Origin of the sequence: Streptomyces sp. ID05-26A, from assembly GCF_033794685.1 — a bacterium.
In the GTDB taxonomy this organism is placed as follows: Bacteria; Actinomycetota; Actinomycetes; order Mycobacteriales; family Pseudonocardiaceae; genus Lentzea.
This window is the reverse complement of record NZ_JARAYZ010000004.1, coordinates 444719-468340: the sequence shown is the minus strand read 5'-3', so window position 1 is coordinate 468340 and position 23622 is coordinate 444719. Positions and strand designations below refer to the sequence as shown.

The window sequence follows — 23622 nt, the reverse complement described above, 5'->3', positions numbered from 1 at the left end:
AGAAATCCCGGCGTATCTTTCCGCCTCTTGTTCACTCTTAAAGGTGATATCTCCTGTCTTCGCCGCGGTGCCACCGATGTCCGCCGACGGCCACACTGGCGTACTTCGAGACGGAAAGCGTGCGGCTGAATGGATTATCGGATTCTGGGTCCGCTCGAACTGCGGTCCGCCGGGCACGCCGTCGCGCTCGGCGGGGAGCGGCAGCGCAAGCTCCTCGCGCTCCTGCTGCTCGGCGCCGGCACCGTCGTGTCCTTCGACCGGCTGATCGACGAGCTCTGGGAGAGCCCTCCCCAGACCGCGCGCCGCCAGGTCTGCAACGCGGCGGCCGCGGTGCGCCGCGTGGTCACGCGAGGCGGTGGCCACCTGACGACCACCACCCACGGCTACCGTCTCGACCTGCCGGAGGGCAGCCTCGACGCGGACCTGTTCCGCGCCCGGATCCGCGAGGCGGACGTCCTCGCCGGGAGGGGAGAACCGGCGCAGGCCGTGGCGTTCCTGCAGAGCGCGCTCGACCTGTGGCGAGGCCCGGTGCTGACCGGGCTCACGTCCCCGTCGATCGACGCGGAGGCCGAGGGCCTGCGGGAGCAACGGCTGCAGGCGGTGGAGCGGCTCGCCGAGCTGCGACTGGAACTGGGGGAGGTGACCTCGCTGCTGGGAGAGCTGATGGGCCAGGTCGCCGAGCACCCGTTGCGGGAGTCGCTGCGCGCCACGCTGATGCGGGCGCTCGACCGGGCCGGGCGCCGGGGCGACGCGTTGACCGTGTTCGAGCAGGGCCGCCGGGCGCTGGCCGACGAGCTGGGCACCGATCCCGGTCCCGAGCTGGCCGGGCTGCACGCCGAGTTCCTGCGCACGCGACCGGTGCCGGTGGCGGAGCCCCGGCGGTCGCCGCTCCCGTTCGACATCCCCGACTTCACCGGCCGCGAGTCCGAAGTGGACGCACTGGTCGAGGCGATCGGGGACCGGGCGCCCGCGATCGTCACCATCGAGGGCATGGGCGGCATCGGCAAGACCGCGCTGGCCGTGCACGTGGCGAACCGGCTGGAGGACCGCTTCCCCGACGGGCGCTGCTACGTCGACCTGCGCGGGTTCACCGCCGACACCCCGCCGCTGACCGCGGGCGCCGCGCTCGAACTGCTGCTGCGCCAGCTCGGCGTGCCACCGGAGCGCATCCCGGTGGACCCGGCCGCGCGCCGCGACCTGTGGCTGGCCGAGGCGTCCGGCCGCCGCCTGCTGGTCGTGCTCGACAACGCCGCCGACGCGGGTCAGGTCCGGCCGCTGCTGCCCGGTGCGTCCGGATCGGTCGTGCTGGTGGTGAGCCGGTGCCACCTGATGTCGATCGAGGGCGCCGTCCCGGTGTCGCTCGACGTGCTGCCCGCGGCCGACGCGGTGGCGTTGTTCGGCCGGATCGCGGGCCAGGAGCGGGCGGACGCCGAGCCCGAGGCCGTCGCCGACGTGATCTCGTTGTGCGGCGGGCTCCCGCTGGCGATCCGGATCGCCGCCGCGCGCTTCCGGCGGCGGCCTTGGAGCGTCGCGCACCTCGCCGAGCAACTGCGCGACCGGCAGCGCCGCGCACGGGCGTTCACCGCGAACGACGTCAGCGTTGCGGGCGTGCTCGTCCTGTCGTACCAGCACCTCCCGGCCGACCGCCAGGAGCTGTTCCGGTTGCTGGCGCTCGTGCCCGGCGCCGACTTCGACGCCCACGCCGCCGCCGCGCTCGCCGGGGTGCCGGTCTGGGACGCGCAGGACGTGCTGGAGGAGCTCGTCGAGTGCAATCTGCTGATGCAGCGCAGAACGGACCGCTACTGCCTGCACGACCTCGTTCGCGACTGCGCCCTCGACCTCGCCGACCGCGCCGGCACACCGTCCGAACTGGACACCGCGCGGCACCGGTTGTTCGACTACTACCTGCACCTCGCCGACGTGCGCGGCCGGCGCTCCCTGCCCGGACGGCGCGGCTTCGAGCCCGCCCTGACGTGGCAGGCGGAACTGCCCGCGTCCGAGTCCGAAGAGGACGACGTGCGCCAGCTCCGCGCCGAGTACAAGAACATGGTGGCGGTGGCCGGGTACGCGAGCGCGCACGGCTGGCACGTGCACGCGTGGCAGCTTCCGTGCCTGCTGATGCCCTACCTGACCCGCGTGGGACTGCGGTCCGGCGTGCTGGAGTTGGCCCGCAACGCTTTGAAAGCGGCACAGGCCCTCGGTGACCGGTGCGGTGAGTCGATGGCGCTGACGAACATGGCGTTCGCGTTGCGGGAGGAAGGGCGGCACGGCGAGGTGCTCGACTTCCTCGGCCGGGCCATCACGATCAGCCGCGAGCTGGGCGACCTGCCCGCGACCGTGGGAGGTCTGCGCGAGCTGGGCGCGGCTCAGGTGCAGGCGGGCATGCTGGCCGACGCCGCCGGGAGTTTCGCGGAGGCGGCGGAGCTCGCGCGGTCCATCGGCGACCAGCGGGCCGAGGTCAACTCGACCATCGACCTCGGGTTCGTCGACTGCAACCTCGGCCGTCACGCCGAGGCCGACGCCCGGTTCCGCGCCGCACTGGCGATGCACCAGCGCGGCGGCTACACCGGCGGCGAGGTCGTGGTGCTCATCAACCTCGGCTGGCTCGCCCAGCTGCGCGGCCGCGACGGCGAGGCGGCCACCGCGCTCGAACGCGCCGTGCGGCTCAGCCGGGAGATCGGCATGAGCCGCGGCGAGGGCATCTCCCTGGCCTGGCTCGGGGTCACCTACCGGCGGCAGGGCAGGATCGCGGACGCGTTCACCGTGGGACGGGAGGCCCTGGACTCGGTGCGGCGGATGGACCTGCGCGAGCCCGAGGGTGACGCGCTGAACGGGCTCGGCGAGACCTGCCTGGCCGCCGGCCGGTTGCGCGAGGCCGAGACGATGTTCCGCGACGCCGAGGAACTGGCGATGGCGGGCGTGCTGCCGATGGTGCGGGCACGGGCGCACGAGGGTCTTGCCCACGTCGCGGCCCGGCGCGGTGAGCACGAGTGGGCGCGCACGCACTGGGAACGGGCCGTCGCGCTCTACCCGGACGGCGCGGTGGACGCGGACAACGCCCGCGCGCACCTGGCCGGCACCGGCACCGGTTGCATGCGCTGCGCCTGCGGACGCCCCGCACCCCGCGCGCTGACGGTGGTGCGCGAGGTCGCGAAAGTGAGCTGACCAGCGGCGACATCCGTGCATCGGTCATCGATGCGGCACGGATGCACGGCGTTGGTGCACTGCTTCCGACAGGTCGTACAGGTAGGAAGTGGTGCTCGAAGATGCTGCAGCCCGCGTTACCCGCAAGGCTGGTGGACCGGCCCGCGCTGACCGCGACGCTCGACGCCGCGGCCGCCCACAAGGTGGTCGTGGTGACGGCGGGGCCCGGTTGGGGGAAGACGACGTCGGTCGCCGCGTGGGCCGCCACGCGCAGGGCGGCGTGGCTCGACGCCGCCGACGTGTCGCTGGAACGCCTGTCACGCGGGCTGTTGCGCGCGCTGAGACAGCGATTACCGCGCCTGCCCGCCGAGCTGATCACGACCACGGCCCAGGGCGCCGAGACGGTCGCCGCCCTGATCTGCGGCCTGCTGGACGTGCACCTCGACGAACCCCTGGTGCTCGTGGTCGACGACGCGGGCGCGGTGCGCGGGGAGAGCGCCCGGCTGCTGGAGGCGTTGTGCCGCATCAGCCCCGACCGGTTCGGCCTGGTGCTGCTGACCCGCGGCGCGCTGGCGTTCGACCCCGGGCCGGCCGGCGAGGTCGGCGCGCGCGAGCTCGCCTTCTCCGAGCAGGAGATCGCCGCGCTCGTCGACGGGGACGCGGCACGGGTGCTGGCGCGGACCGGTGGCTGGCCCGCGGCGGTGTGCCACGGCGAGCTGACCGAGGAGATGGCGGCGTCCGCGCTGGCGGCGGAGCCCGCGCGGAACCAGGACCTGGTGCGGGCGATCGCGTTGCTCGGCAAGGTGTCCACGGCGCTCTGCGTGGCGCTCGGATTCGCCGACGTGCGCGAGACGCTGGCCGGACTGGCCGGGCGCGGACTCGTGACCGGGCCGGACTGGCGCGTCCTCGAACCCGTCGCGGACCTGCTGCGCCAGGAAGGCCGCGAGGACGAGGAGATCCGGCTCCAGGCCGCCGTGTTCTGCGAACGCACCGGTGCGCACGCTGACGCGCTCGCGCACCTGGTCGCCGTGCGGAGGTGGGATCTGGTCGCGCGGCTGTTGCTGCGCCGCGACGAGCAGATCGTGGCCGGCGGCGACGCGGACGCGGTGCTCGCCGCGCTGGAACAGCTGGAGATCGACGACTCCCGGCTGTACCTGGTGTGGGGGTTCGCCCTGCAGCACAAGGGAGATTGGCTCGGGGCGCTGCACTACTACGAGCAGGCGGGCGAGCACACCGTGCGGTCGTCGTGGCGCCGCGGGCAGCTGCACGCGCTGGCGGGGCAGACCGGCCAGGCCGTCGAGGTGTTCGAGCGGACGGTGTTCGACGACATCGTGTCCCTGGACGAGGTGCGGCTGCTGTCGCTCGCGGTGCGCTGGTTCCGGGAGACCGGACGCGTCGAGCGCGCGGAGGAACTGGCCGAGCGGTGCGCCGAGTCGGCGAAGAGGTGTGGCGGGCACGGCGCCTTCGCTTGGAGCAGCAGGGCTTTCGGCGTGCTCGCGGGGTTCGGCGGTGACCGGGCGGCGTTCGAGATGCACTACGGCCGGGCGGCGGACCGGGCGCGCCGGGCGGGCTGCCGGATGCTGGAGCTCACGATCCGGTGCGAGCGCGCGTGGTTCCTCGCGGACGAGTTCGGGCCGGAGCAGGCGCTCGCCGAGGTCGACGAGCTGCTCGTCCTCGGCAGGCAGGCCGGGCTCACCGGCCACGAGCAGGACTGCCGCGGTGTCCGGGCGCTGGCGGCCGTCCGGCTCGGGCGCTTCGACGACGCCCTGCGCGACGCCGGCGGGTGCGCGAAGAACCTGGTGGTCAAGGCGGAGGCGCATCGCAGGCGCGGAGAACCCGGTCAGGCGCAGGCGTTCCTGGACGAGGCGCTGGCGCTGCTCGGCGGGGATCCGCTGGTGCGGGCGACGCTCGCGCGGGTCGTCGCGGGCGAGGACGCGGTGGCCGCGCGTGCTCTGGCCGAGGAAGCCGTTGCGACGAGCCGGGTGTTGCGGGTGCGCGAGGTGCCCGCGCTGCTCGCCCGCGGCTGGGTCGCGGTGCTCGCGGGCGACCGGGAGACGGCGCGGGCGGACGCGGCGACGGCCCGGTCGATCGCGGGCAGGCGCGGTGACCGGGCGGGACTCGCGGACGCGCTGCAACTCGCGGCGGCGACCTCGGCCGACGGTCCGGCGTTGCTGGCCGAGGCCGCGATGGTGTGGCGGGCGGCGGGCGACCCGGTGGGCGCGGTGACCGCGGAACTGGCGCTGGCGCGGTCCACCGGTGCCGACGCGACGAGGTTCGAGAACGAACTCGGGGCGCACGGGGTGCGCACCGACGTCCTGATGGCCGACGTGCTGGGCGTCGGTGCGCGCCGGCGGGCGCGGATCGCGGTCCGGACACTGGGCGGGTTCCAGGTGCTGCGCGACGGTGTCCCGGTGCCGGCCGCGTCGTGGCAGTCGAAGAAGGCCCGCGACCTGCTGAAGATCCTGGCGGCGAACCGGGGACGGCCGGTGCCGCGGCCGCAGCTCGTGGAGCTGCTGTGGCCGGACGACCGGTCGGACCGCACGGCGAACCGGTTGTCCGTGCTGCTCTCGACGTTGCGGGCGGTGCTGTCCGTGCCCGGTCTGCCGGCCGACGCCGAACCGCTGGTGGCGGACCGCGACACGGTGTCGCTCGACCTGTCCTTCGTGGACCTCGACGTGGCGGGATTCCTGGACGCCGCGAGCACCGCGCTCGTGGCGGACCGGCGCGGCGACCCGGCCGCGGCGTCGTTGCTGACCGACGCCGACGAGCTGTACCTCGGGGAGTTCCTGGCGGAGGAACCCTACGAGCAGTGGGCCGTCCAGGTGCGCGAGGAGGTGGGCGCGCGGTACACGGCCGTGCTGCGGGCGTTGGTGCGGCTGGTGCGCGATCCCGACCTGCAGGTCGGTTACCTGATCCGGATGCTCGAGCTCGACCGCTACGACGAGAGCGCGCACGTGCGGCTGGTGCGGGCTTTGCGGGCCGCCGGGCGGCACGGCGAGGCGCGGCGGCGGTACCAGGTGTACCTGGAGCAGATGTGCGACATCGGCGTCCGGCCCGCCGAGCCGGACCTGTTCGGCACTCGGGGTTCGGAGGTTCTTCGGGCGGGCTGAGCCCGCTCTCGCGGTCACCGGGGCCGCCGTTCGCGCCGCGCTGGTGCGAACGGCGGCCCCGGTCGCGTTTATGCTGGCAGGGCGGGCATAAGACAGCCGTCAGGTTTCCCGAAGGGTGCGCTAAGACCCGCTTCGTAGCTTCGTCTGGTGAACGAAAACGGGGGAAGCGGCTGGCTGGTCCGGCCGAAGCCGAGGCCGGGCGCGGCACGGCGGGTGGTGTGCCTGCCGTACGCCGGGGGTGGCGCGTCGGCCTACTGGGACTGGGCGGACCTGCTGGGAGAGTCCGTCGACCTGTGGGTCGCGGCGCTGCCGGGCAGGGAACGGCGTTTCGGCGAACCCGCGCTCACCGAGGCCGCGGCGATCACCGTGCCGCTGGCCGAGGCGATCCGCTCGGAGATCGCGGCACCGGTGGTCCTGTTCGGCCACAGCATGGGCGGGTTGCTCGCGTTCGACGTGGCCCACCGCTTGGGTGACCAGGTCGAGCACCTCGTGGTGTCGGCGGCCAGGGCTCCGCACCTCGCGTTCGGCGGCGCGCCCCACCTGCTCGACGACGCGGGCCTGTTCGACTGGATGACCGCGCTCGGCGGCGTGCCCGAGGACCTGTTGGCGCACAAGGACATGCTCGCGCTGATCCTCCCCACGTTGCGCGCCGATCTGGCGGTGTGCGCCGGGTTCCACGGCACGCGCGACGTGGTCGAAGTGCCGGTCACCGCGTTCTCCGGCACCGACGACCCGCTCGCGACCGTGGCCGACGTCGCCGCCTGGCGGCACCACACCGTTTCCGGCTTCGACCTCGTGGTCCGGCCGGGCGGCCACTTCTACCTCAAAGACGATCCGGCGGCGGTGACGAGCGTCGTGCGGTCGCTCGCGGCCAGGGAAGGTGCGCAGTGACCGACCAGTTCCCCGCTACCCGGGGCCAGCAGCAGATCTGGTTCTCCGACCAGCTCGCGCCGGACGTCACGTTCAACACCGTGCCGGTGCACGTGGAGATCACCGGCGAGCTCGACACCTACGCGCTCGCCACCGCGCTGAACGCGGTGATCGACCGGCACGAGCCGTTGCGCACCAGCTACCGCCTCGACGGCGACGTCCTGGTGGCGTCCGTCGCGCTGGAGGCCCACGTGTCGATCGCGGCACGCGACCTCCGTGACCTCGCGCCCGCCGAACGCACCGCACGCACCGAAGCGTTGGTAGCGGCCGAACTCGCTCGCCCCGTCGACATCACTTCGGGGCTGCCGTTGCGGATCGTGTTGCTCCGCATGGAGGACGACCGCCACCAGCTCGTCCTGCTGGTGCACCACATCGCGATCGACGGCGCGTCCGTCGCCGTCCTGCAGGACGAGCTGCCGCGCTGCTACCAGGCCGCGATCGACGGCGAGGACGTCGCGCTGCCCCGGCCCGCGGTCGCCTACCGGGGTATCGCGCCGCTCGCCGGCGGCGTGGAGCACTGGCTCACCGAGCTGGCCGACCTGCCGGAACCGCTGGAGCTGCCGGCGATCCGCACCCGTCCCGCTCCGCCCGACTTCGCCGCCGACTCCCTGCCGCTGGTCGTACCGGAGGACCTGGCGAACGCGGTCCGGCGGGCGGCGAGCACGCACCGGTCGTCGTCGTTCATGGTGCTGCTGAGCGCGTTCTCCGTGCTGTTGCACCGGTTGACCGGCTCGTCGGACGTCGTGGTCGGCTCGCCGTCGGCCGGTCGCGAGCACGCCGACACCCACGAGCTGGTCGGCTACTTCGTGAACATGCTGGCGCTGCGGGTGCGGCTGGGCTGGGACCCGACGTTCAGCGAGGTGATGGACGCCGTGCGCGGCTCCGTGCTGGACGCGCTCGACCATCGCGACGCGCCGTTCCACGAGGTCTGCTCCGCGCTCGGGCAGACCGGGGACGGTGACCGGCACCCGGTCTTCCAGGTCGTCTTCGCGTCCCCGCCGCCGCTGGCCGGTCCGCTGGCCGCCGGAGGGTGCGTGTTCACGTTCGTCCAGGGCACCAGCGACCAGAGCCTCTACGACCTCGAACTGCAGCTGCCCGACTCCGGCGGCGGCGAGATGCGCGGCTGGGTCAAGTTCCGCACGGCGCTGTACCGGCGCGCCGATGTCGTCGACCTGACCGAGCGCTTCGCCACCGTGCTCGGCCAGCTCACCAGCGCGCCGGACACGCGGCTGTCGAACCTGTCGCTGCTCTCCGGCGACGAGCGCGGCCGGATCGTCCGCGACCTCAACGCGAACGCCACCGCGTACCCGGCCGACGCGACCCTCGTCGAGCTGTTCGAGCAGACCGCCGACCGCTTCGCCGCGGACGTCGCCGTCGAGTTCGGCGGCGTGCGGCTCACCTACGCCGAACTGGACCAGCGGGCCAACCGGCTCGCCGCCCACCTGGGCACCCTCGGTGTGACCGCGGGAACGCCCGTCGGCATCCTGCTGGACCGCGGGGTGGACTGGATCGTCGCCGCGATCGCCGTGCTCAAGGCCGGTGGCGCGTACCTGCCGCTCGACCCGGAGTACCCGCTCGACCGGCTGCAGTCGTTGTGCGAGGACGCCTCCGCGGCCGTCGTGGTCGCCGACCGCGCCGCCGAGCTGGCCGGGGTCGAGCTGGTGGACCTGTCCGCGATGGTCCTCACCTGTCCCGCCGGCCGTCCACAGAGGACTCTGGTCGCGGACGACCTCGCGTACGTGATGTACACGTCCGGGTCGACCGGCATGCCGAAGGGCGTGTGCGTCAGCCACCGCAACGTGGTCCGGCTGGTGCGCGACACGAACTACGTCGACTTCGCACCCGGTGACCGGGTCGCGCAGGCCTCGACGACGACGTTCGACGCGGCGACGTTCGAGATCTGGGGCGCCCTGCTGAACGGCGGTCGCCTGGTCGGCCTGCCCAAGGACGTCGCGCTCGACCCGGCGGCGCTGGGGGAGTGGTTGCGGGCCAACACGATCGACACGTTGTTCCTCACCACGTCCGTCGCGATGCACGTGGCGCGCGAGCTGCCGGGCGCGCTGTCCGGGTTGCGCTACTTCGTGTTCGGCGGCGAGCAGCCGGACGAGCACGCGGTCGCCGCGCTCATCGCCCACCCCGGCGGTCCCCGGCACGTCGTGAACGGCTACGGCCCCACCGAGACCACGACCTTCGCGTCGAGCCACGAGTGCGAACGCGCGGCAGGTCGCATTCCGTTGGGACGAGGGCTGAGCAACACCCAGCTCTACGTGCTGGACCAGTACCTGGAGCCGGTCCCGCCGATGGCCGTGGGTGAGCTGTGCGTCGGCGGTGACGGCGTCGGCCGCGGCTACGTCGGGAACCCCGCGCTGACCGCCGACAGGTTCGTCCCGGACCACCTGGGTGGCAAGCCCGGCGCGCGGCTCTACCGGACCGGCGACCTCGCGCGGTTGCTGCCGGACGGGACCTTCGAGTACCTGGGCCGGGCCGACCGCCAGGTCAAGATCCGCGGCTTCCGGATCGAACCGGGCGAGGTCGAGGCCTGCCTGCACTCCTCGGGGCTGGTGCGCCAGGCCGTCGTCCTGCCGCTCCCGGACGCCGCCGGTGACGTCCGCCTGGTCGGGTACGTCGTGCTGGAGCGGGCGGGCGACGAGCAGCTCGACGAGCTGGCGCGGCACGTGCGCGCCGCGTTGCCCACCTACCTCGTGCCGTCCGCGCTGGTGCCGCTGGAGTCGTTGCCGTTGACCCGCAACGGGAAGCTCGACCTGCGCGCGTTGCCCGACCCGGAGATCGCCGCGGAGGAGGAGTTCGACGAGCCGCAGACGCTCACCGAGGTCGCCGTCGCGAACCTGTGGCGCCAGGTGCTCGGCACGGAGTCGGTCGGCCGCGACACCGATTTCTTCGACTGCGGCGGCCACTCGCTGAAGGCGGCGAGGATCCTCGCCCGCGTCGAGAGCGAACTGGGTGTCCGGCTGCCGATGCGGTCGCTCTTCGACCACCCGACCGTCGCCGGCATCGCGTCCGAGGTCGACCGGTTGCGCGACACCACACCCGTACCCGTCGGCGTGATCCGAGCCGAGGCCAGGGCCTCGCGTTCCGTCGCCGACCTGCTCGATCTGTGACTGGAGGGGAAGTCGTGCAGGACGTGTTGCGGCGCTTGAAGGCGCTGGACCCCGAGAAGCGGGCGGCGGTGTTCGCGCAGCTCGCCGAACGGGGTGAGGACTTCGGCGTCTACCCGGTGTCGTCCGGGCAACGCCGGCTGTGGCTGCTCGACCAGCTGCACCCCGGCAGTGCCGTCTACAACGTGCCGTACGCCTTCCGGCTGCGCGGCACCGTGGACGCCGGCGCGCTGGGCGAGGCGTTGCTGGAGGTCGGCCGGCGGCACGAGGTGCTGCGGACCGTGTTCCTCGACCTCGACGGCGAACCGCGCCAGGTGATCCTGCCGGAGCCGCAGTTCTCGCTCGTGGTGTCGCATGTGGACGTCGACGACCGCGAGGCGTTCGCGGCCGAGCGTGCCGCCGAGGTGGCCGCGGAGCCGTTCTCGCTCGCGGACGGGCCGTTGCTGCGGGCGGAGCTGGTGGTGTTCGACGCCACCGACGCGCTGCTGCTCGTGTCGATGCACCACATCGTCTGCGACGGCTGGAGCACCCAGCTGTTGTTCGCCGAGTGGGAGGCCGCCTACTCGGCTCGTGATCTCGGACCCGCACCCGCGCAGTACCTGGACTTCAGCCGCTGGCAGACCGAGTGGCTGGCCGGTGCCGAAGGAGCGCGGCTGCTGGAGTACTGGACCGCGCAGCTCGCCGGGGTGCCGCCGGTGCTGGAGCTGCCGGCCGACCGCCCGCGCCCGGCCGTGATGAGGATGCGGGGCGGTGCCGTCGAGTTCGCGTGGCCCGCCGCGCTGAAGGACCGGCTCGACGCGTTCTGCCTCGCCGAGCGCGTCACCCCGTTCATGGTGCTGCTGACCGCGTGGAACGTGTTGCTGCACCGGTACTCCGGCGCCGGCGACATCGTGGTCGGCACCAACGTCGGCAACCGGCGGGCCGAGATCGAGGACGCCATCGGCTTCTTCGTCAACACGGTCGCGCTGCGGACCCGCGTGGACGCCGACGTCAGCTTCTTGGAGCTGCTGCACCAGGTCCGCGACACGACCCTGGCCGCGCAGCAGCACCAGGAGCTGCCGTTCGAACGCGTCGTCGAGGCGCTGGCCCCGCCGCGCAGCACCGCGCACCAGCCGGTCGTCCAGACGATCGTCGGCATGGAGGACGGCCAGCACTCGCTCCTTTCGTTGCCGGGCATCGAGATCTCCCGCGTGCCGGCGCATTCCGGCACCGCGAAGTGGGACCTCGAGCTGGGCGTCACGTCCACCGAGGGCGGGATCACCGGCCTGCTGGAGTTCGACAGCGCGCTGTACGAACCCGAGACCGTGCGCCGCCTGCTCGGCCACCTGGAGACCCTGCTCGACTCCGGACTCGCCGCCCCGTCGTGCCCGGTCGGTCGCCTGACCATGATCACGCCGGCCGAGCGTGCGCGGATCCTCGAGGACTGGAACCCGGTCGCCACGGCCCGGCTCGACGGCGTGCTGGTGCACGAGCTGGCCGAGTCCTCCGCCGACCGCACGCCCGACGCCGTCGCGCTGGTGTTCGAGGACCAGGAGCTGACCTACCGGGAACTGGACGAGCGGGCCAACCGGCTCGCGCACCTGCTGCGGTCGCGCGGGATCGGGCGCGGCGACTTCGTCGGCATCAGCCTGCCCCGGTCGCTCGACCTCGTGGTGGCACAACAGGGTGTGCTCAAGTCCGGCGCCGCCTACGTGCCGCTCGACCCGGAGTACCCGGCGGACCGGCTGGCGTACATGGTCGCCGACTCCGGGCTGCGCGTGGTCGTCACACTGGCGGCGTTTTCGGAAAGGTTCCCCGGCGTCGCAACGCTTCCGCTGGACGAGACCGATTTCTCGGGAGTGCCCGCGGCTCGGCTCGCGCGGACCGTGGAACCGGACGACCTCGCGTACGTGATCTACACGTCCGGGTCGACCGGCAAGCCCAAGGGCGCCATGCTGCCGCACCGCGGCGTCGTGAACCTCGCGGACGAGCTGGCGCGGATGCTCGGCATCGGGCCGGGCAACCGGATGCTGCAGTTCGCGTCGTTCAGCTTCGACGTGTCGGTCGCCGACATCATGGTGACGCTGCGGTCCGGCGCCACGGTCGTCCTGGCCGCGCAGCACGACCTGCAGCCCGGCCCCGACCTGGCCCGCACGATCACCTCGCAACGCGTCGACGTGGCGTGCCTGCCGCCGACAGTGCTGCGGCTGACCGACCCGGCTTCCGTGCCAGGGCTGCGGACGTTGATGGCGGGCGGCGAGGCCTGCCCGGAGGAGGTCGCGGCCGCGTGGGCCGTGGGCCGGCGGTTCCTCAACGTCTACGGGCCCACCGAGGCGTCCATCTGGATCACCGCCGCGGACTGCGACGGCACCGAGAGCCCGTTGCCGATCGGACGCCCGATCACCGGCAGCACGGCCTACGTGCTGGACGCGCACCAGGAACCGCTGCCCGTCGGGGTGCCGGGGGAGCTGCACCTCGGTGGTGTGCAGGTGGCGCGCGGCTACCTGAACCGGCCGGAGCTCACGGCCGAGAGGTTCGTCGCCGACCCGTTCGGCGGCGGGCGGCTGTACCGCACCGGTGACCTCGCGCGGTTCCGGCCGGACGGGCAGGTCGAGTTCCTGCGCCGGATGGACGACCAGATCAAGCTGCGCGGCTACCGGATCGAGCTGGGCGAGATCCAGACCGCGGTGTGCGCACATCCGTCGGTCCGCGCGGCGGTCGTGATCGCCCGCGAGGACGTGCCGGGCGACGTGCGGCTGGTCGCCTACGCGGTCGCCGCCGACGGGTGCGAGATCGACGCCGCGGAGCTGCGTGCCTCGCTGCGGCGCGGGCTGCCCGAGTACATGGTGCCGTCGGCGTTCGTCGCGGTGCCGACGATCCCGCGCAACCCCAACGGGAAGCTCGACCACCACGCGTTGCCGAAGCCGGAGTCGGTGCGCTCCGAACGGGTCGTGGTGCCCGCGGGCAACCAGACCGAACGGACGATCTCCGACGTCTGGCGCGAGGTGCTGCGGATGGACCGCGTCGGCGCCGACGACAACTTCTTCGACCTCGGTGGCAACTCGGTGCTGCTGGTCAAGGCGCGCAGCCGGCTGGCGGAGCTGTTCGCGCGGGAGGTGCCGACGGTGACGCTCTTCACCTACCCGACGGTGCGGGCGCTCGCCGCCCACTTCGACGGCGGTGGCGTGGTGGAGACGCGGTCCACCGGTGGCAGGAAGGCATTGCTGGCTCGGGGGAGGAAGTCGTGACGGAGTACACCGGACTGGAGATCGCGGTCGTCGGCATGGCCGGCCGCTTCCCCGGCTCGTCCACAGTGGACGAATTCTGGGGCAACGTGCTCGCCGGTGAGGCCGGCGTGCGCCGCTTCACCGACGAGGAGCTCGACGCGGCCGGCGTGTCGAGGGAGCGACGCGCGGAGCCGGGGTTCGTCCCCATGGGCGGCGCGCTCGACGGCATCGAGTTCTTCGACGCCAAGCTGTTCGGCTACAGCCCGCGTGACGCGGCCGTGCTGGACCCGCAGCAGCGGGTGTTCCTGGAGTGCGCCTGGCACGCGTTGGAGCACGCCGGCCACCTCGGCGGCGGGCGGGAGATCGGCGTCTACGCCTCGGCGAGCGTCGACACGTACCTGCTGCGGCACCTGTGGGACAACCCCGCCGTCCCGGGCGGCCTGCAACCGCTCGACCTGTTGCTCGCCAACGACAAGGACACGCTCGCCAGCCGTGTCGCCTACCACCTCGACCTGACCGGCCCCGCGATCACCGTGCAGACGGCGTGCTCGTCGTCGCTCGTCACGATCCACGTGGCGTGCCAGGCGTTGCTGGGCCACGACTGCGACATCGCCCTGGCGGGCGGCGTCTCGATCCGGCCGCCGGTGCACGAGGGCTACCAGCACACCGAGGGCGGCATCCTCGCCGCCGACGGCCGCTGCCTGCCCTTCGACGCCCAGGCCCACGGCGTGGTCGCCGGCAACGGCGTCGCCGCCGTGGTGCTGCGCCGCCTGGAGGACGCCCTCACCGACGGCGACACGATCTACGCGGTGGTGAAGGGCACCGCCGTGAACAACGACGGCGCGAGCAAGGTCGGCTTCACCGCGCCGAGCGTCACCGGCCAGGCGCGGGTCATCAGGGCCGCGCACGACCTGTCCGAAGTGGACTCCTCCACGATCGGCTACGTCGAGGCGCACGGCACCGCCACACCGCTGGGTGACCCGATCGAGGTGGCCGCGCTGAAGCAGGCGTTCGCGCACCCGCCGCAAGCCTGCGCTTTGGGGTCGGTCAAGGCGCTGATCGGCCACCTGGACGCGGCGGCCGGTGTCGCCGGGTTCGTGAAGGCCGCGCTCACCGTGCGGGAGGGCGTCGTGCCGCCCAGCCCGTACTTCACCGCGCCGAACCCCGAGACGGGGCTGGAGGACAGCCCGTTCTTCGTCAACCGCGAGGCGGCGCCGTGGCCGTTGGAGGGTCCGCGCCGGGCCGGGGTCAGCGGGTTCGGCATGGGCGGCACCAACGCGCACGCCGTGCTCGAGGAGCCGCCGTCGCCCGAACCGATGCCGCCGACCCGGTCGCGGCACCTGGTGGTGCTCTCGGCCGGGAGCGAGAAGGCGTTGGGGGATAGCCGGGAACGGCTCGCCGCGCACCTCGCCGGTGGGGGTCAGGAGCTCGCGGACGTGTCACACACGTTGCGGACGGGGCGGAAGACGTTGCGGCACAGGCTGGCCGCGGTGGTGGGCGGAGGTGGGGAGGGACCCGCACCCGCTGTTGGGACCGCTGGTGCCGCGACCGCCACCACCGCCGCGACCGCCACCACCATCCTTGGCGCCTCTCTCACCACCACGGCGCTGTCCGAAGCGTGGACCGGCTCCGGCGACCGGCGCGACGTCGTCTTCCTCTTCCCAGGCCAGGGTTCGCAGTACGCGGGGATGGCCGCCCACCTCACCGCCGAGGAACCAGTCTTCCGCGCCGCCCTCGACGAATGCGCCGCGCTCCTCCCGTTCGACCTGCACGAGGTCCTCGCCGACGCCGACCGCCTGACCCGCACCGAGTTCACCCAGCCCGCCCTCTTCGCCGTCGAGTACTCGCTCGCGAAGCTCTGGGAGCACTGGGGTGTGCGGCCGAGCGCGATGCTCGGGCACAGCGTCGGCGAGTACGTGGCCGCGTGCCTGGCCGGGGTGTTCTCGCTGCCGGAAGCGCTCGAACTCGTCACCGCACGCGGTGCGCTGATGGGCGCGTTGCCCGGCGGCGCCATGCTGTCCGTGCCGCTGGGTGCCGACCAGCTGGATCTGCCGGCGGACGTGTCCCTCGCGGCGAGCAACGCGCCGAACCTGAGCACGGTCGCCGGTACGTTCGAGGCGGTCGAGCGCTTCGAACGGACGGTGGGCGTCCCGTGCCGGCGGCTGCACACCTCGCACGCGTTCCACTCGGCGATGATCGATCCGATGCTCGGCGAGTTCGCCGCGCTGGTGGGCCGGATCGGGCCGCGCGCGCCGCGGATCCCGTTCGTCTCCAACGTGTCCGGTACGTGGATCACCGCGGAGGAGGCGACCGATCCCGGTTACTGGGCCCGGCACGCTCGCGCGGCCGTGCGGTTCAGCGAGGGGCTGACGACGCTGGTCGCCGAGCCGGTGACCGTGCTGGAGGTCGGGCCGGGCAACGTCCTCACGACCTTGGCGCGTCAGCACGACCTCCGCGGCGGTACCGCGCTGGGATCGCTGCGGCACCCGCGCGAGGACAAGCACGACCTCGACACGATGCTGGCCGCGGCGGGCAGGATGTGGATCGCCGGTGTGCCGGTCGACCTCGGCGCGCTCACGGCGGACGAGCGGCGGCGCCGGGTTCCGCTGCCGGGCTACCCGTTCGAGCGCGCCTGTCACTGGATCGACCTGCCCGGCACGGCGCCGCGGGCGATCGAGGTCGTCGAGGTGCTGCCGCAGCCGGCCGAGGTCGTGCTGCCCCGGGGCGACCTCGCGGTCGTCACCGGCATCTGGCAGGAGCTGCTCGGCATCGAGCGCGTCGGCCCGGACGAGGACTACTTCGAGCTCGGCGGGCACTCGCTGCTGGCTACCCAGATCCTCGCGCGGATCACGGCGGACCTCGGGGTCACGCTGCCCGCGGGCGCGATCTTCGAGGCGCCGACGCCCCGCAGGCTCGCCGCGCGGATCGACGAGCTGCGCGACGACCAGCCGGAGCAGGACGACGAGTTCGCCCTGCTGCTCGCCGAGATCCGCGACATGTCACCCGAAGAGCTGCGGGCCGAACTGGACCGCGAGCGGGACGCCCAGGAGATCTCCCAGTCATGACAGACAATCTGACCAGCTCGCTGACCGAGGAGCAGAGACAGCTCCTCGCGCTGCGCCTGCGCAACGCCGACCGCTCGCAGCCGGTGTCGTTCACCCAGGAGCAGCTCTGGTTCCTCGACCGCCTCGACCCCGGCAACCCCGCCTACGCCATCCCGTTCGGGCTGGAGCTCACCGGGCCGCTCGACCGCACCGCCCTCGAACTGGCCGTCGGCCGGGTCGTGGACCGGCACCCGGCCCTGCGCACCACGTTCTTCGAGCGCGACGGCGAGCTGCGGCAACGAGTGCGCGACAACGTGTCCATCGCCATCGAGGTCACGGACCTGTCCGACCATCCCGAGCGCGCGGAGGAGATCGCGCTGGAGCACGCCCGGCACGCATTCGACCTGAGCGCGGGACCGCTGGTGGCGTTCCGGCTGGTCGTGCTCGGGCCGGAGGAGCACCTGCTGCTGGTGACCGCGCACCACATCGTGTTCGACGCCGCGTCGGCCGAGGTGTTCGGCTCCGACCTCGCCGCGTTCTACGGCGGGGAGACGCTGCCCGAGCTGACCACGTCGTTCGGCCGGCACGCCGCCGCCGAGCGCCGCAGACTCACCGCCGAGGTGATGGACGAGCACCTCGCGTACTGGCGGGACAGACTCGCGGACAGCCCGGCGCGCTCCACCGTGCCGTCCGACCTGCCGCGCCCGGCCGTCCAGACGCACACCGGCGGACGGCGGCACTTCGTCGTGCCGCGCGAGCTGACCGACAAGCTCGCGGCCCGCGCCCAGCAGCTCGGTGTGTCGCTGAACGCCGTGGTGCTCAGCGGGTTCGCCGCGCTGATCGGCCAGGACCGGGTGCTGCTCGGCATGCCGGTCAGCGGCCGCGGCAGGCCCGGCCTGGAGCACCTGATCGGCTCGCTGGCGAACATGCTGGTGCTCCGCGTGGACCTCCGGGACGACGCCGACGAGACGGTCCGCGGCACACACCGCGCGATCAGCGAGGCCTACTCCCACCAGGACGCGCCGTACGCACGGGTGGTGGAGGCGGTCGACCCGCCGCGCGACCCGAGCCAGAACCCGTTGTTCCAGGCCATGCTGAGCCTCACCGAGGCATCGGCTCCCCGCACGGCCGCCGGTGTCGAGTTCCGCCCGTTCGAGGTCGACAACGGCCTGACCGACTTCGACCTCTTCGTCGTGCTGTCCCGAGTGGACGGTGAGCTGCGCGGCGTCCTCGGTTACAACGCGGACCTCTACCTCGACGAGACCGTCGGCGAGCTCGGCGAGCAGTTCCTCGCCGTGCTCGGTGACCTGGCGGAGGGGACGCTCCCACGACGGGACCGGATCTCGATCGCCGCCACGTTCACGGCCGACCCCGTCCGCGAACCACTGGACGTGCTCAACGGCGTGCTGCGGCTGCCCGTGGACGTGGAACTCGCGCCGTACCAGCAGATCGTCCAGCACTTGCTCAAGGGGGACGACGGCAGGATCGCCGACGTCGTGCTGCTGCGCTGGGAGGACTGGACGCGGCACGGCGACGCGGTCGAGGCGAACTGGCAGGACCTGGAGACCGCCGTCACGGCCTACCGGCAACGGTCGGCCGCGCCGCTGCACCTCGTCGTCTGCCCGTCCGAGCAGTCGTTCGGCCACCTCGACGACCGGCTCGCGGTGCTCGCGGACTCCGTCGACGGTGTGCACGCCACGTGGTTCGCGGACTGGGCCAGGGCACTGCCGGTCAGCGCCACGTTCGACGCGCAGGCCGACAAGCTCGGCCACGTCCCCTACACGCAGGAGATGTTCGCCGCGCTGGCGATCCTGCTGGTCCGCACGCTGCACCCGGAGGCCGGCCGCCTGCACCTGCTCGGCACCGCGCTGGGCGAGCCGGCGGCACTGGCCGGACGGGCGGCACCGGCGGTCCGGGCCGTCGCGATCGACACGCCCCCGGTGGCCCCGCGCACCCCGACCGAGGAACGGCTCGCCCGCGTGTGGCGCGAGGTGCTCAAGCTCGACGAGGTCGGCGTCACGCACGACTTCTTCGCGCTGGGCGGTCACTCGTTGCTCGCGACGCAGCTGCTGTCCATGGTGTTCGCGGAGTTCGGCGCCGACGTCTCGCTGCACGCGCTGTTCACCCACCCGACCGTCGAGGCACTCGCGGAGCTCGTCGACGAGCCGCAGGAGACCGGGCATCCGCTGTCGCCGGTCTCCCGCGACGAACCCCTCGATCTGTCGGCGATCCAGCGGCGCATGTGGGCCGCGACCCAGCTCGACCCCACCACCACGAGGATGAACACCACGTTCGCGGTGGCGCTGCGCGGGTCGCTCGACGTACCGGCGTTGCGCGCCGCGGTCGCGAACGTCGTGCGGCGACACGAGATCCTGCGCACGACGTTCGCCGAGCAGGACGGCCGCCCGGTCATGGTCGTGCACCAGGACATGGACTGCTGGCTGCCCGAGGCGGTCGGCTCACCCGAGGAGTTCCTGGCCGAGCACACCACCCACGTCTACGACCTGGAGCACGGGCCGCTGCTGCGCGTCCGGCTGGTGCGCACGGCCGCGCAGGAGCACCACCTGCTGCTCGGCATGCACCACATCGTCTGCGACAACACGTCGTGGGGCGTGCTGCTCGCCGAGCTGTCCGCCGGCTACCGGGCCGGTGACCTGCCGGAGCTGACCGTCCAGTACGCGGACTACGCGGCGTGGCAACAGGACCTGCTCACCGACGAGGCGCTCGCGCCGCACCAGGAGCACTGGCGCACCTACCTCGCCGACGCGCCGTCGCAGCTGGAAGTGCCCGCGGAACGCCCTGAGCGCAACGAGACCCGGCGCACGTCGTCCGTCGTGCCCGACACTGTGGCGGCGGCGCTGAAGGACCTGGCGCGCGCGGAGGGCAGCACGCCGTTCGCCACGCTGCTCGCGGCGTACGCGGTGGTGCTGTATCGCCGCAGCGCGCAGCCGGACGTCGTGCTGAGCGTGCCGCAGCAGGGCAGGCCACGTCCGGAGGTCGAGCACCTCGTCGGCTGTTTCACCGACCTGCTGCCGATCCGCGTGGACCTGGGCGGGCGCCTCACGTTCCGGCAGGTCGTGCAGCGGGTGCACCGCGCGATGGTCGACGGCTACCAGCACGGTGACGTGCCGTTCTCCAGCGTCGCCCACGTGCTGCCGCGCCAGCGGGGACGGCACCCGGTCTACCAGTGCGCGTTCAACTACGCGGATCTGCCCGACGAGGCGATGAGCTGGCCGGGACTGGTGCTGGAACCGCTGGAGGTGCCGGTCACGAGCCTCGACTTCGACCTGTTCCTCACGCTCACGACCGAGCACGGCGAGCTGGCCGCGACGCTGGAGTACAGCGCCGACCTGTTCGGTGCCGACGGCGCCGGCGAGCTGCTCGACTCGTTCGTCGCGCAGCTCACCGAACTGGTCGAGGCGCCCGACACGCGCATCGTGGTCGAGTCGTCCACTGTGGACTGCCCGACGATGGGCATCGCGTCGTCGCGTCCGCTCGACGGTGTGCTGCCGGTGCTGACCTCGTGGCTCGACAGGCTGGACGTGCCGCTCACCGTCAGCACGACCGCGGCCGGTCAGGTGCTGCGTCCGCTGCTGGACCCCGCGGCCGGGTTCGGCGGCGGGACGACCGCGCTGGTGCTGCGCTGGGAGGACCTGTTCGACGGTGGCGTCGCCGCGTTCGAGTTCGCGTTCGACCGGCTCGGCACCGCGATCGACCGCTGGACCGGCCGCACCGGCGGGGAACTGGCCGTGCTGGCCACGTCCGAGCGCACCGAGAAGCCGTGGCCCGGGGTGTTCGGCCACGCCGCGGACCGGCTCGCCCGGCGGTTCCCGGCCCTGCGCGTCGTCGACCTGCTGACCGCCCAAGGGGATCAGGACGTCGTGCTGGGCACCGAGCTCGCCCGGCTGCTGGGCGAACTGCCGGAGGACACCCGCACGGAAGCCCCGCGCACCGATGAGGAACGCGCGCTCGCGGCCGTCTGGCAGGACGTGCTGAAGCTCGCGGAGGTCGGCGTCCACGACGACTTCTTCGAGCTGGGCGGCGATTCCATGACGGCGATCCAGGTGGTGTGGCTCGCGAACCAGGCGGGGATCAGGTTCACGCCGGCCCAGCTGACGGCGAAGCGCACGATCGCCGCACTGCTGCGCGTGCCGATGTCCGAGGAGCAGCAAGCGCTTGCGGCCGTGTGGCGCGAGGTGTTGAAGGTCGACGAGGTCGGTGCGCACGACGACTTCTTCGAGCTCGGCGGTGACTCGATGACGGCGATCCAGGTGGTGTGGCTCGCGAACCAGGCGGGGATCAGGTTCACGCCGGCCCAGCTCACCGCCAAGCGCACGATCGCCGCGCTGCTGGTCGCGGACGCACCGGAGCAGGTCGTGGACCAGGGACCGGTGGAGGGCGACTTCCCGGCCACGGGTGCGCAACGCTGGTTCTTCGAGGCGCTCGCGACGTCGATGGTCGCGCCCGCCCACTTCAACCACCCCTACTACCTGCGTCTCCGCGTGCCGGCGACCCCGGACCAGCTGGAGCGCGCGACGAACGCGCTGGTCGCCCACCACGACGGGATGCGCCTCCGGTTCCGCCGCGAGGGCAACGACTGGCACGCCTCGCACGGCCCGGTCGACGGCGCGATGCCGTTCGTGTCGTTCGACGTGTCGGAGGCGGCCGACCGCGAGAAGGCGATCGAGGCCCACCTGAACGAGGTGCACCCGACGCTGGACGTCGCCGAGGGCCCGCTGGCCAAGGTCGTCCACTTCGGACTCGGCGGCCACGATCCCGACCGCGTGATGCTGATCTGCCACCACCTGGTGACCGACGGCGTCTCGCGCAGCCTGATCCTGGAGGACTTCCAGAACGCGCTGCGCCAGGTCCTCGCCGGCCGGTGCGTCGACCTCGGGCCGAAGACCACGTCGTTCCGGGACTGGGCGCGGAGGATCGACGAGTACGGCCGCGGCCCGAAGCCCTTGGAGGAGCTCGAGTACTGGGAGCGGCAGGCCCCCGGCTCCGAGGACATGACGCCCGACCTGCACGGCCGCAACACGTTCGGCGTCATGCAGGACATCCACACGACGATCGACGCCGAAACCACCACTCGCCTGCGCGAGCTGGCCAAGGCGCACCACGTCGGAGTCAGCGACCTGCTGGTGTGGGCGTCCGTGCGGATGGCCTCGGACCGCTTCGGCGGTCCGGAGTGGACGATCGCGACCACCGGGCACGGCCGCGAGGCGTTGTTCGACGGCCTCGACCTGTCCCGCACGGTCGGCTGGTTCCAGGTCATGTACCCGGTCCGGCTCACCCTGCCGGAGACGGGCGACACGGCCGCGATCACGTCCCTCGCGGACCAGCTGAAGCAGGTGCCCGTCAACGGCATCGGCTACGGCCTGCTCCGCTACAACCACTCGGATCCCGCCGTCAGGCAGCGCCTGGAGACGCCGAACCCGCAGCTCACCGTGAACTACGCGGGCGCGTTCGGGTTCACCGACCTCTCGAGCGCCGACGAGCTGTTCGAGCTGTGCGAGGAAGAACTCGGCGTCCTGCAGGACAAGGGCACGGAGTGGCCCGGCCGGATCGACGTCGTCGGATCGCTCGTCGACGGCCGGATCCGCGTCGAGATGAACTACGGCACCGAGATGTACCTGCCGGAGACCGCGCGCCGGATGCTCGGCGAAATCGAAGGGCTGCTCCGCCAGCTCGTTGACCAGAACAGGATGAGGTAATGCCCAAGCCTTCGGGATTCGGCGCGTTCACGATCATGTGGGTAGGACAGCTGCTGTCCGCCCTGGGCACCCGCATGACGAACTTCGCGCTCAGCATCTGGGTGTGGCAGCACACCGGCTCGGCCACGTCGATGGCGCTGATGATGTTCTGCGGCTTCGGTTCGACCGTGTTGTTCAGCCCTCTCGCGGGCAGCCTGATCGACCGGCTGAACCGCAAGGTCTCGATCATCATCAGCGAGATCGGGTCGATCGTCGTCACGTTCATCCTGCTCGCGTTGTTCCTCACGGACTCGACGCAGCTGTGGCACCTCTACCTCGTGAACGTGCTGACCGGCGCGTTGCTCGCGATCCAGGGGCCGGCGTTCGGTGCGACCATCGCGCTGATGATGGAGAAGGGGAAGTTCCTCCGCGCCAACGCGATGATGTGGTCGGTCAAGAGCTTCCCGGTGATCTTCGCGCCGGCGTTCGCCGCCACCCTGCTCGGCCTGACCGGCATCAAGCTGATCCTGTTCGTCGACGGGCTCACGTACGTCGTCGCGATCATCACCGTGCTCGTGGTGACGATCCCGCCGGTGCCCGGCCAGGACCGCGAGAAGAGCACCTTCTGGCAGGACTGCGTGTTCGGTTTCCGCTACATCGTCGAACGCCCGCCGCTGCTCGCCGTGCAGATCGTCCTGTTCTCCATCAGCCTTCTCGCCGCACTGGCGTGGGCGCTGATCGTGCCGCTGGTCCTAGCCCGCACCCTGGGCGACGAGGGAACGCTCGGCCTGGTGCAGAGCATCGGCGCGGTCGGCGGTGTCCTCGGCGGCACGCTGCTCGCGTTCATGAGGCCGCCGCGCCGCAAGATGCTCGTGGTGCTCGGCGCGATCCTGGTGTTCAGCATCGTCGGCCGCATCCTCTACGGCGTCGGTGACGGCCTGATCGCGTGGGCCGCGGCGATGTTCTTCGTCGAGCTGACCATCCCGTTCATCGACGGTCTCGCGCAGACCATCTGGCAGGAGAAGGTCGACCCGGCGGTGCAGGGCCGCGTCTTCGCCGCCCGCAACTTCTTCGAGAACCTCTCGGTCCCGATCGGCTTCGCGGCCGCCGGCCCGCTGGTGGACAAGGTGCTCGAACCGGCGATGCGCGGGGACACGGCGCTGGCCGACACGTTCGGCTGGCTGGTCGGCACCGGACCGGGCTCGGGCATCGGGTTGCTGTTCGTGGTCGTGGGTGTGCTCGGCGCCGGGGTCGGCGTCGCGGGCTTCTTCAGCCGCAACGTCCGCGAGGTCGAGACGCTCGTGCCCGACCACGAGCCGGAGCCCGAGGCCAAGCCGCTCGACCGCCAGCCCGCGCTGGCCGACTAGGAGACGGAC

General features: G+C 72.5%; 8 protein-coding genes. All 8 read left to right on the top strand.

Annotated features, from left to right (window positions below; genetic code table 11):
- Positions 1-129 precede the first annotated feature (129 nt).
- The 8 genes from PV646_RS33430 to PV646_RS33395 all read left to right on the top strand — a co-directional run bounded on the left by PV646_RS33430 (position 130) and on the right by PV646_RS33395 (position 23613).
- Positions 130-3165, top strand: coding sequence for an AfsR/SARP family transcriptional regulator (locus tag PV646_RS33430; RefSeq protein WP_500346291.1), 3036 nt, complete (start codon positions 130-132; stop codon positions 3163-3165).
- Between the two features lie 101 nt (positions 3166-3266).
- Positions 3267-6254, top strand: coding sequence for a BTAD domain-containing putative transcriptional regulator (locus PV646_RS33425; RefSeq protein WP_500346290.1), 2988 nt, complete (start codon positions 3267-3269; stop codon positions 6252-6254).
- A 147-nt stretch (positions 6255-6401) separates the two neighbouring features.
- Positions 6402-7145: a thioesterase II family protein gene (locus PV646_RS33420; protein ID WP_500346289.1), complete on the top strand. Its 744-nt coding sequence runs from the start codon at positions 6402-6404 to the stop codon at positions 7143-7145.
- Entirely contained in the window at positions 7142-10303 is a 3162-nt protein-coding gene (locus PV646_RS33415) for a non-ribosomal peptide synthetase (RefSeq protein ID WP_500346288.1), read from the top strand. Before PV646_RS33420 ends, PV646_RS33415 begins: the two co-directional genes overlap by 4 nt.
- Positions 10300-13527 (top strand): non-ribosomal peptide synthetase, encoded by a 3228-nt coding sequence (locus tag PV646_RS33410; protein WP_500346287.1) that lies wholly within the window; start codon positions 10300-10302, stop codon positions 13525-13527. Before PV646_RS33415 ends, PV646_RS33410 begins: the two co-directional genes overlap by 4 nt.
- Positions 13524-16571, top strand: coding sequence for a type I polyketide synthase (locus tag PV646_RS33405; RefSeq protein ID WP_500346286.1), 3048 nt, complete (start codon positions 13524-13526; stop codon positions 16569-16571). Before PV646_RS33410 ends, PV646_RS33405 begins: the two co-directional genes overlap by 4 nt.
- On the top strand, positions 16568-22267 hold the full coding sequence (locus PV646_RS33400) for a condensation domain-containing protein (RefSeq protein WP_500346285.1): 5700 nt from the start codon (positions 16568-16570) through the stop codon (positions 22265-22267). The genes PV646_RS33405 and PV646_RS33400 overlap by 4 nt, the downstream gene beginning before the upstream one ends.
- Positions 22267-23613, top strand: coding sequence for an MFS transporter (locus PV646_RS33395; protein WP_500346284.1), 1347 nt, complete (start codon positions 22267-22269; stop codon positions 23611-23613). The genes PV646_RS33400 and PV646_RS33395 overlap by 1 nt, the downstream gene beginning before the upstream one ends.
- Positions 23614-23622 lie beyond the last annotated feature (9 nt).

Coding starts and splice junctions, on each gene's coding strand:
- PV646_RS33430 (WP_500346291.1), top strand. CDS start 130: ATGGATTATCGGATTCTGGGTCCGCTCGAACTGCGGTCCGCCGGGCAC.
- PV646_RS33425 (WP_500346290.1), top strand. CDS start 3,267: ATGCTGCAGCCCGCGTTACCCGCAAGGCTGGTGGACCGGCCCGCGCTG.
- PV646_RS33400 (WP_500346285.1), top strand. CDS start 16,568: ATGACAGACAATCTGACCAGCTCGCTGACCGAGGAGCAGAGACAGCTC.
- PV646_RS33395 (WP_500346284.1), top strand. CDS start 22,267: ATGCCCAAGCCTTCGGGATTCGGCGCGTTCACGATCATGTGGGTAGGA.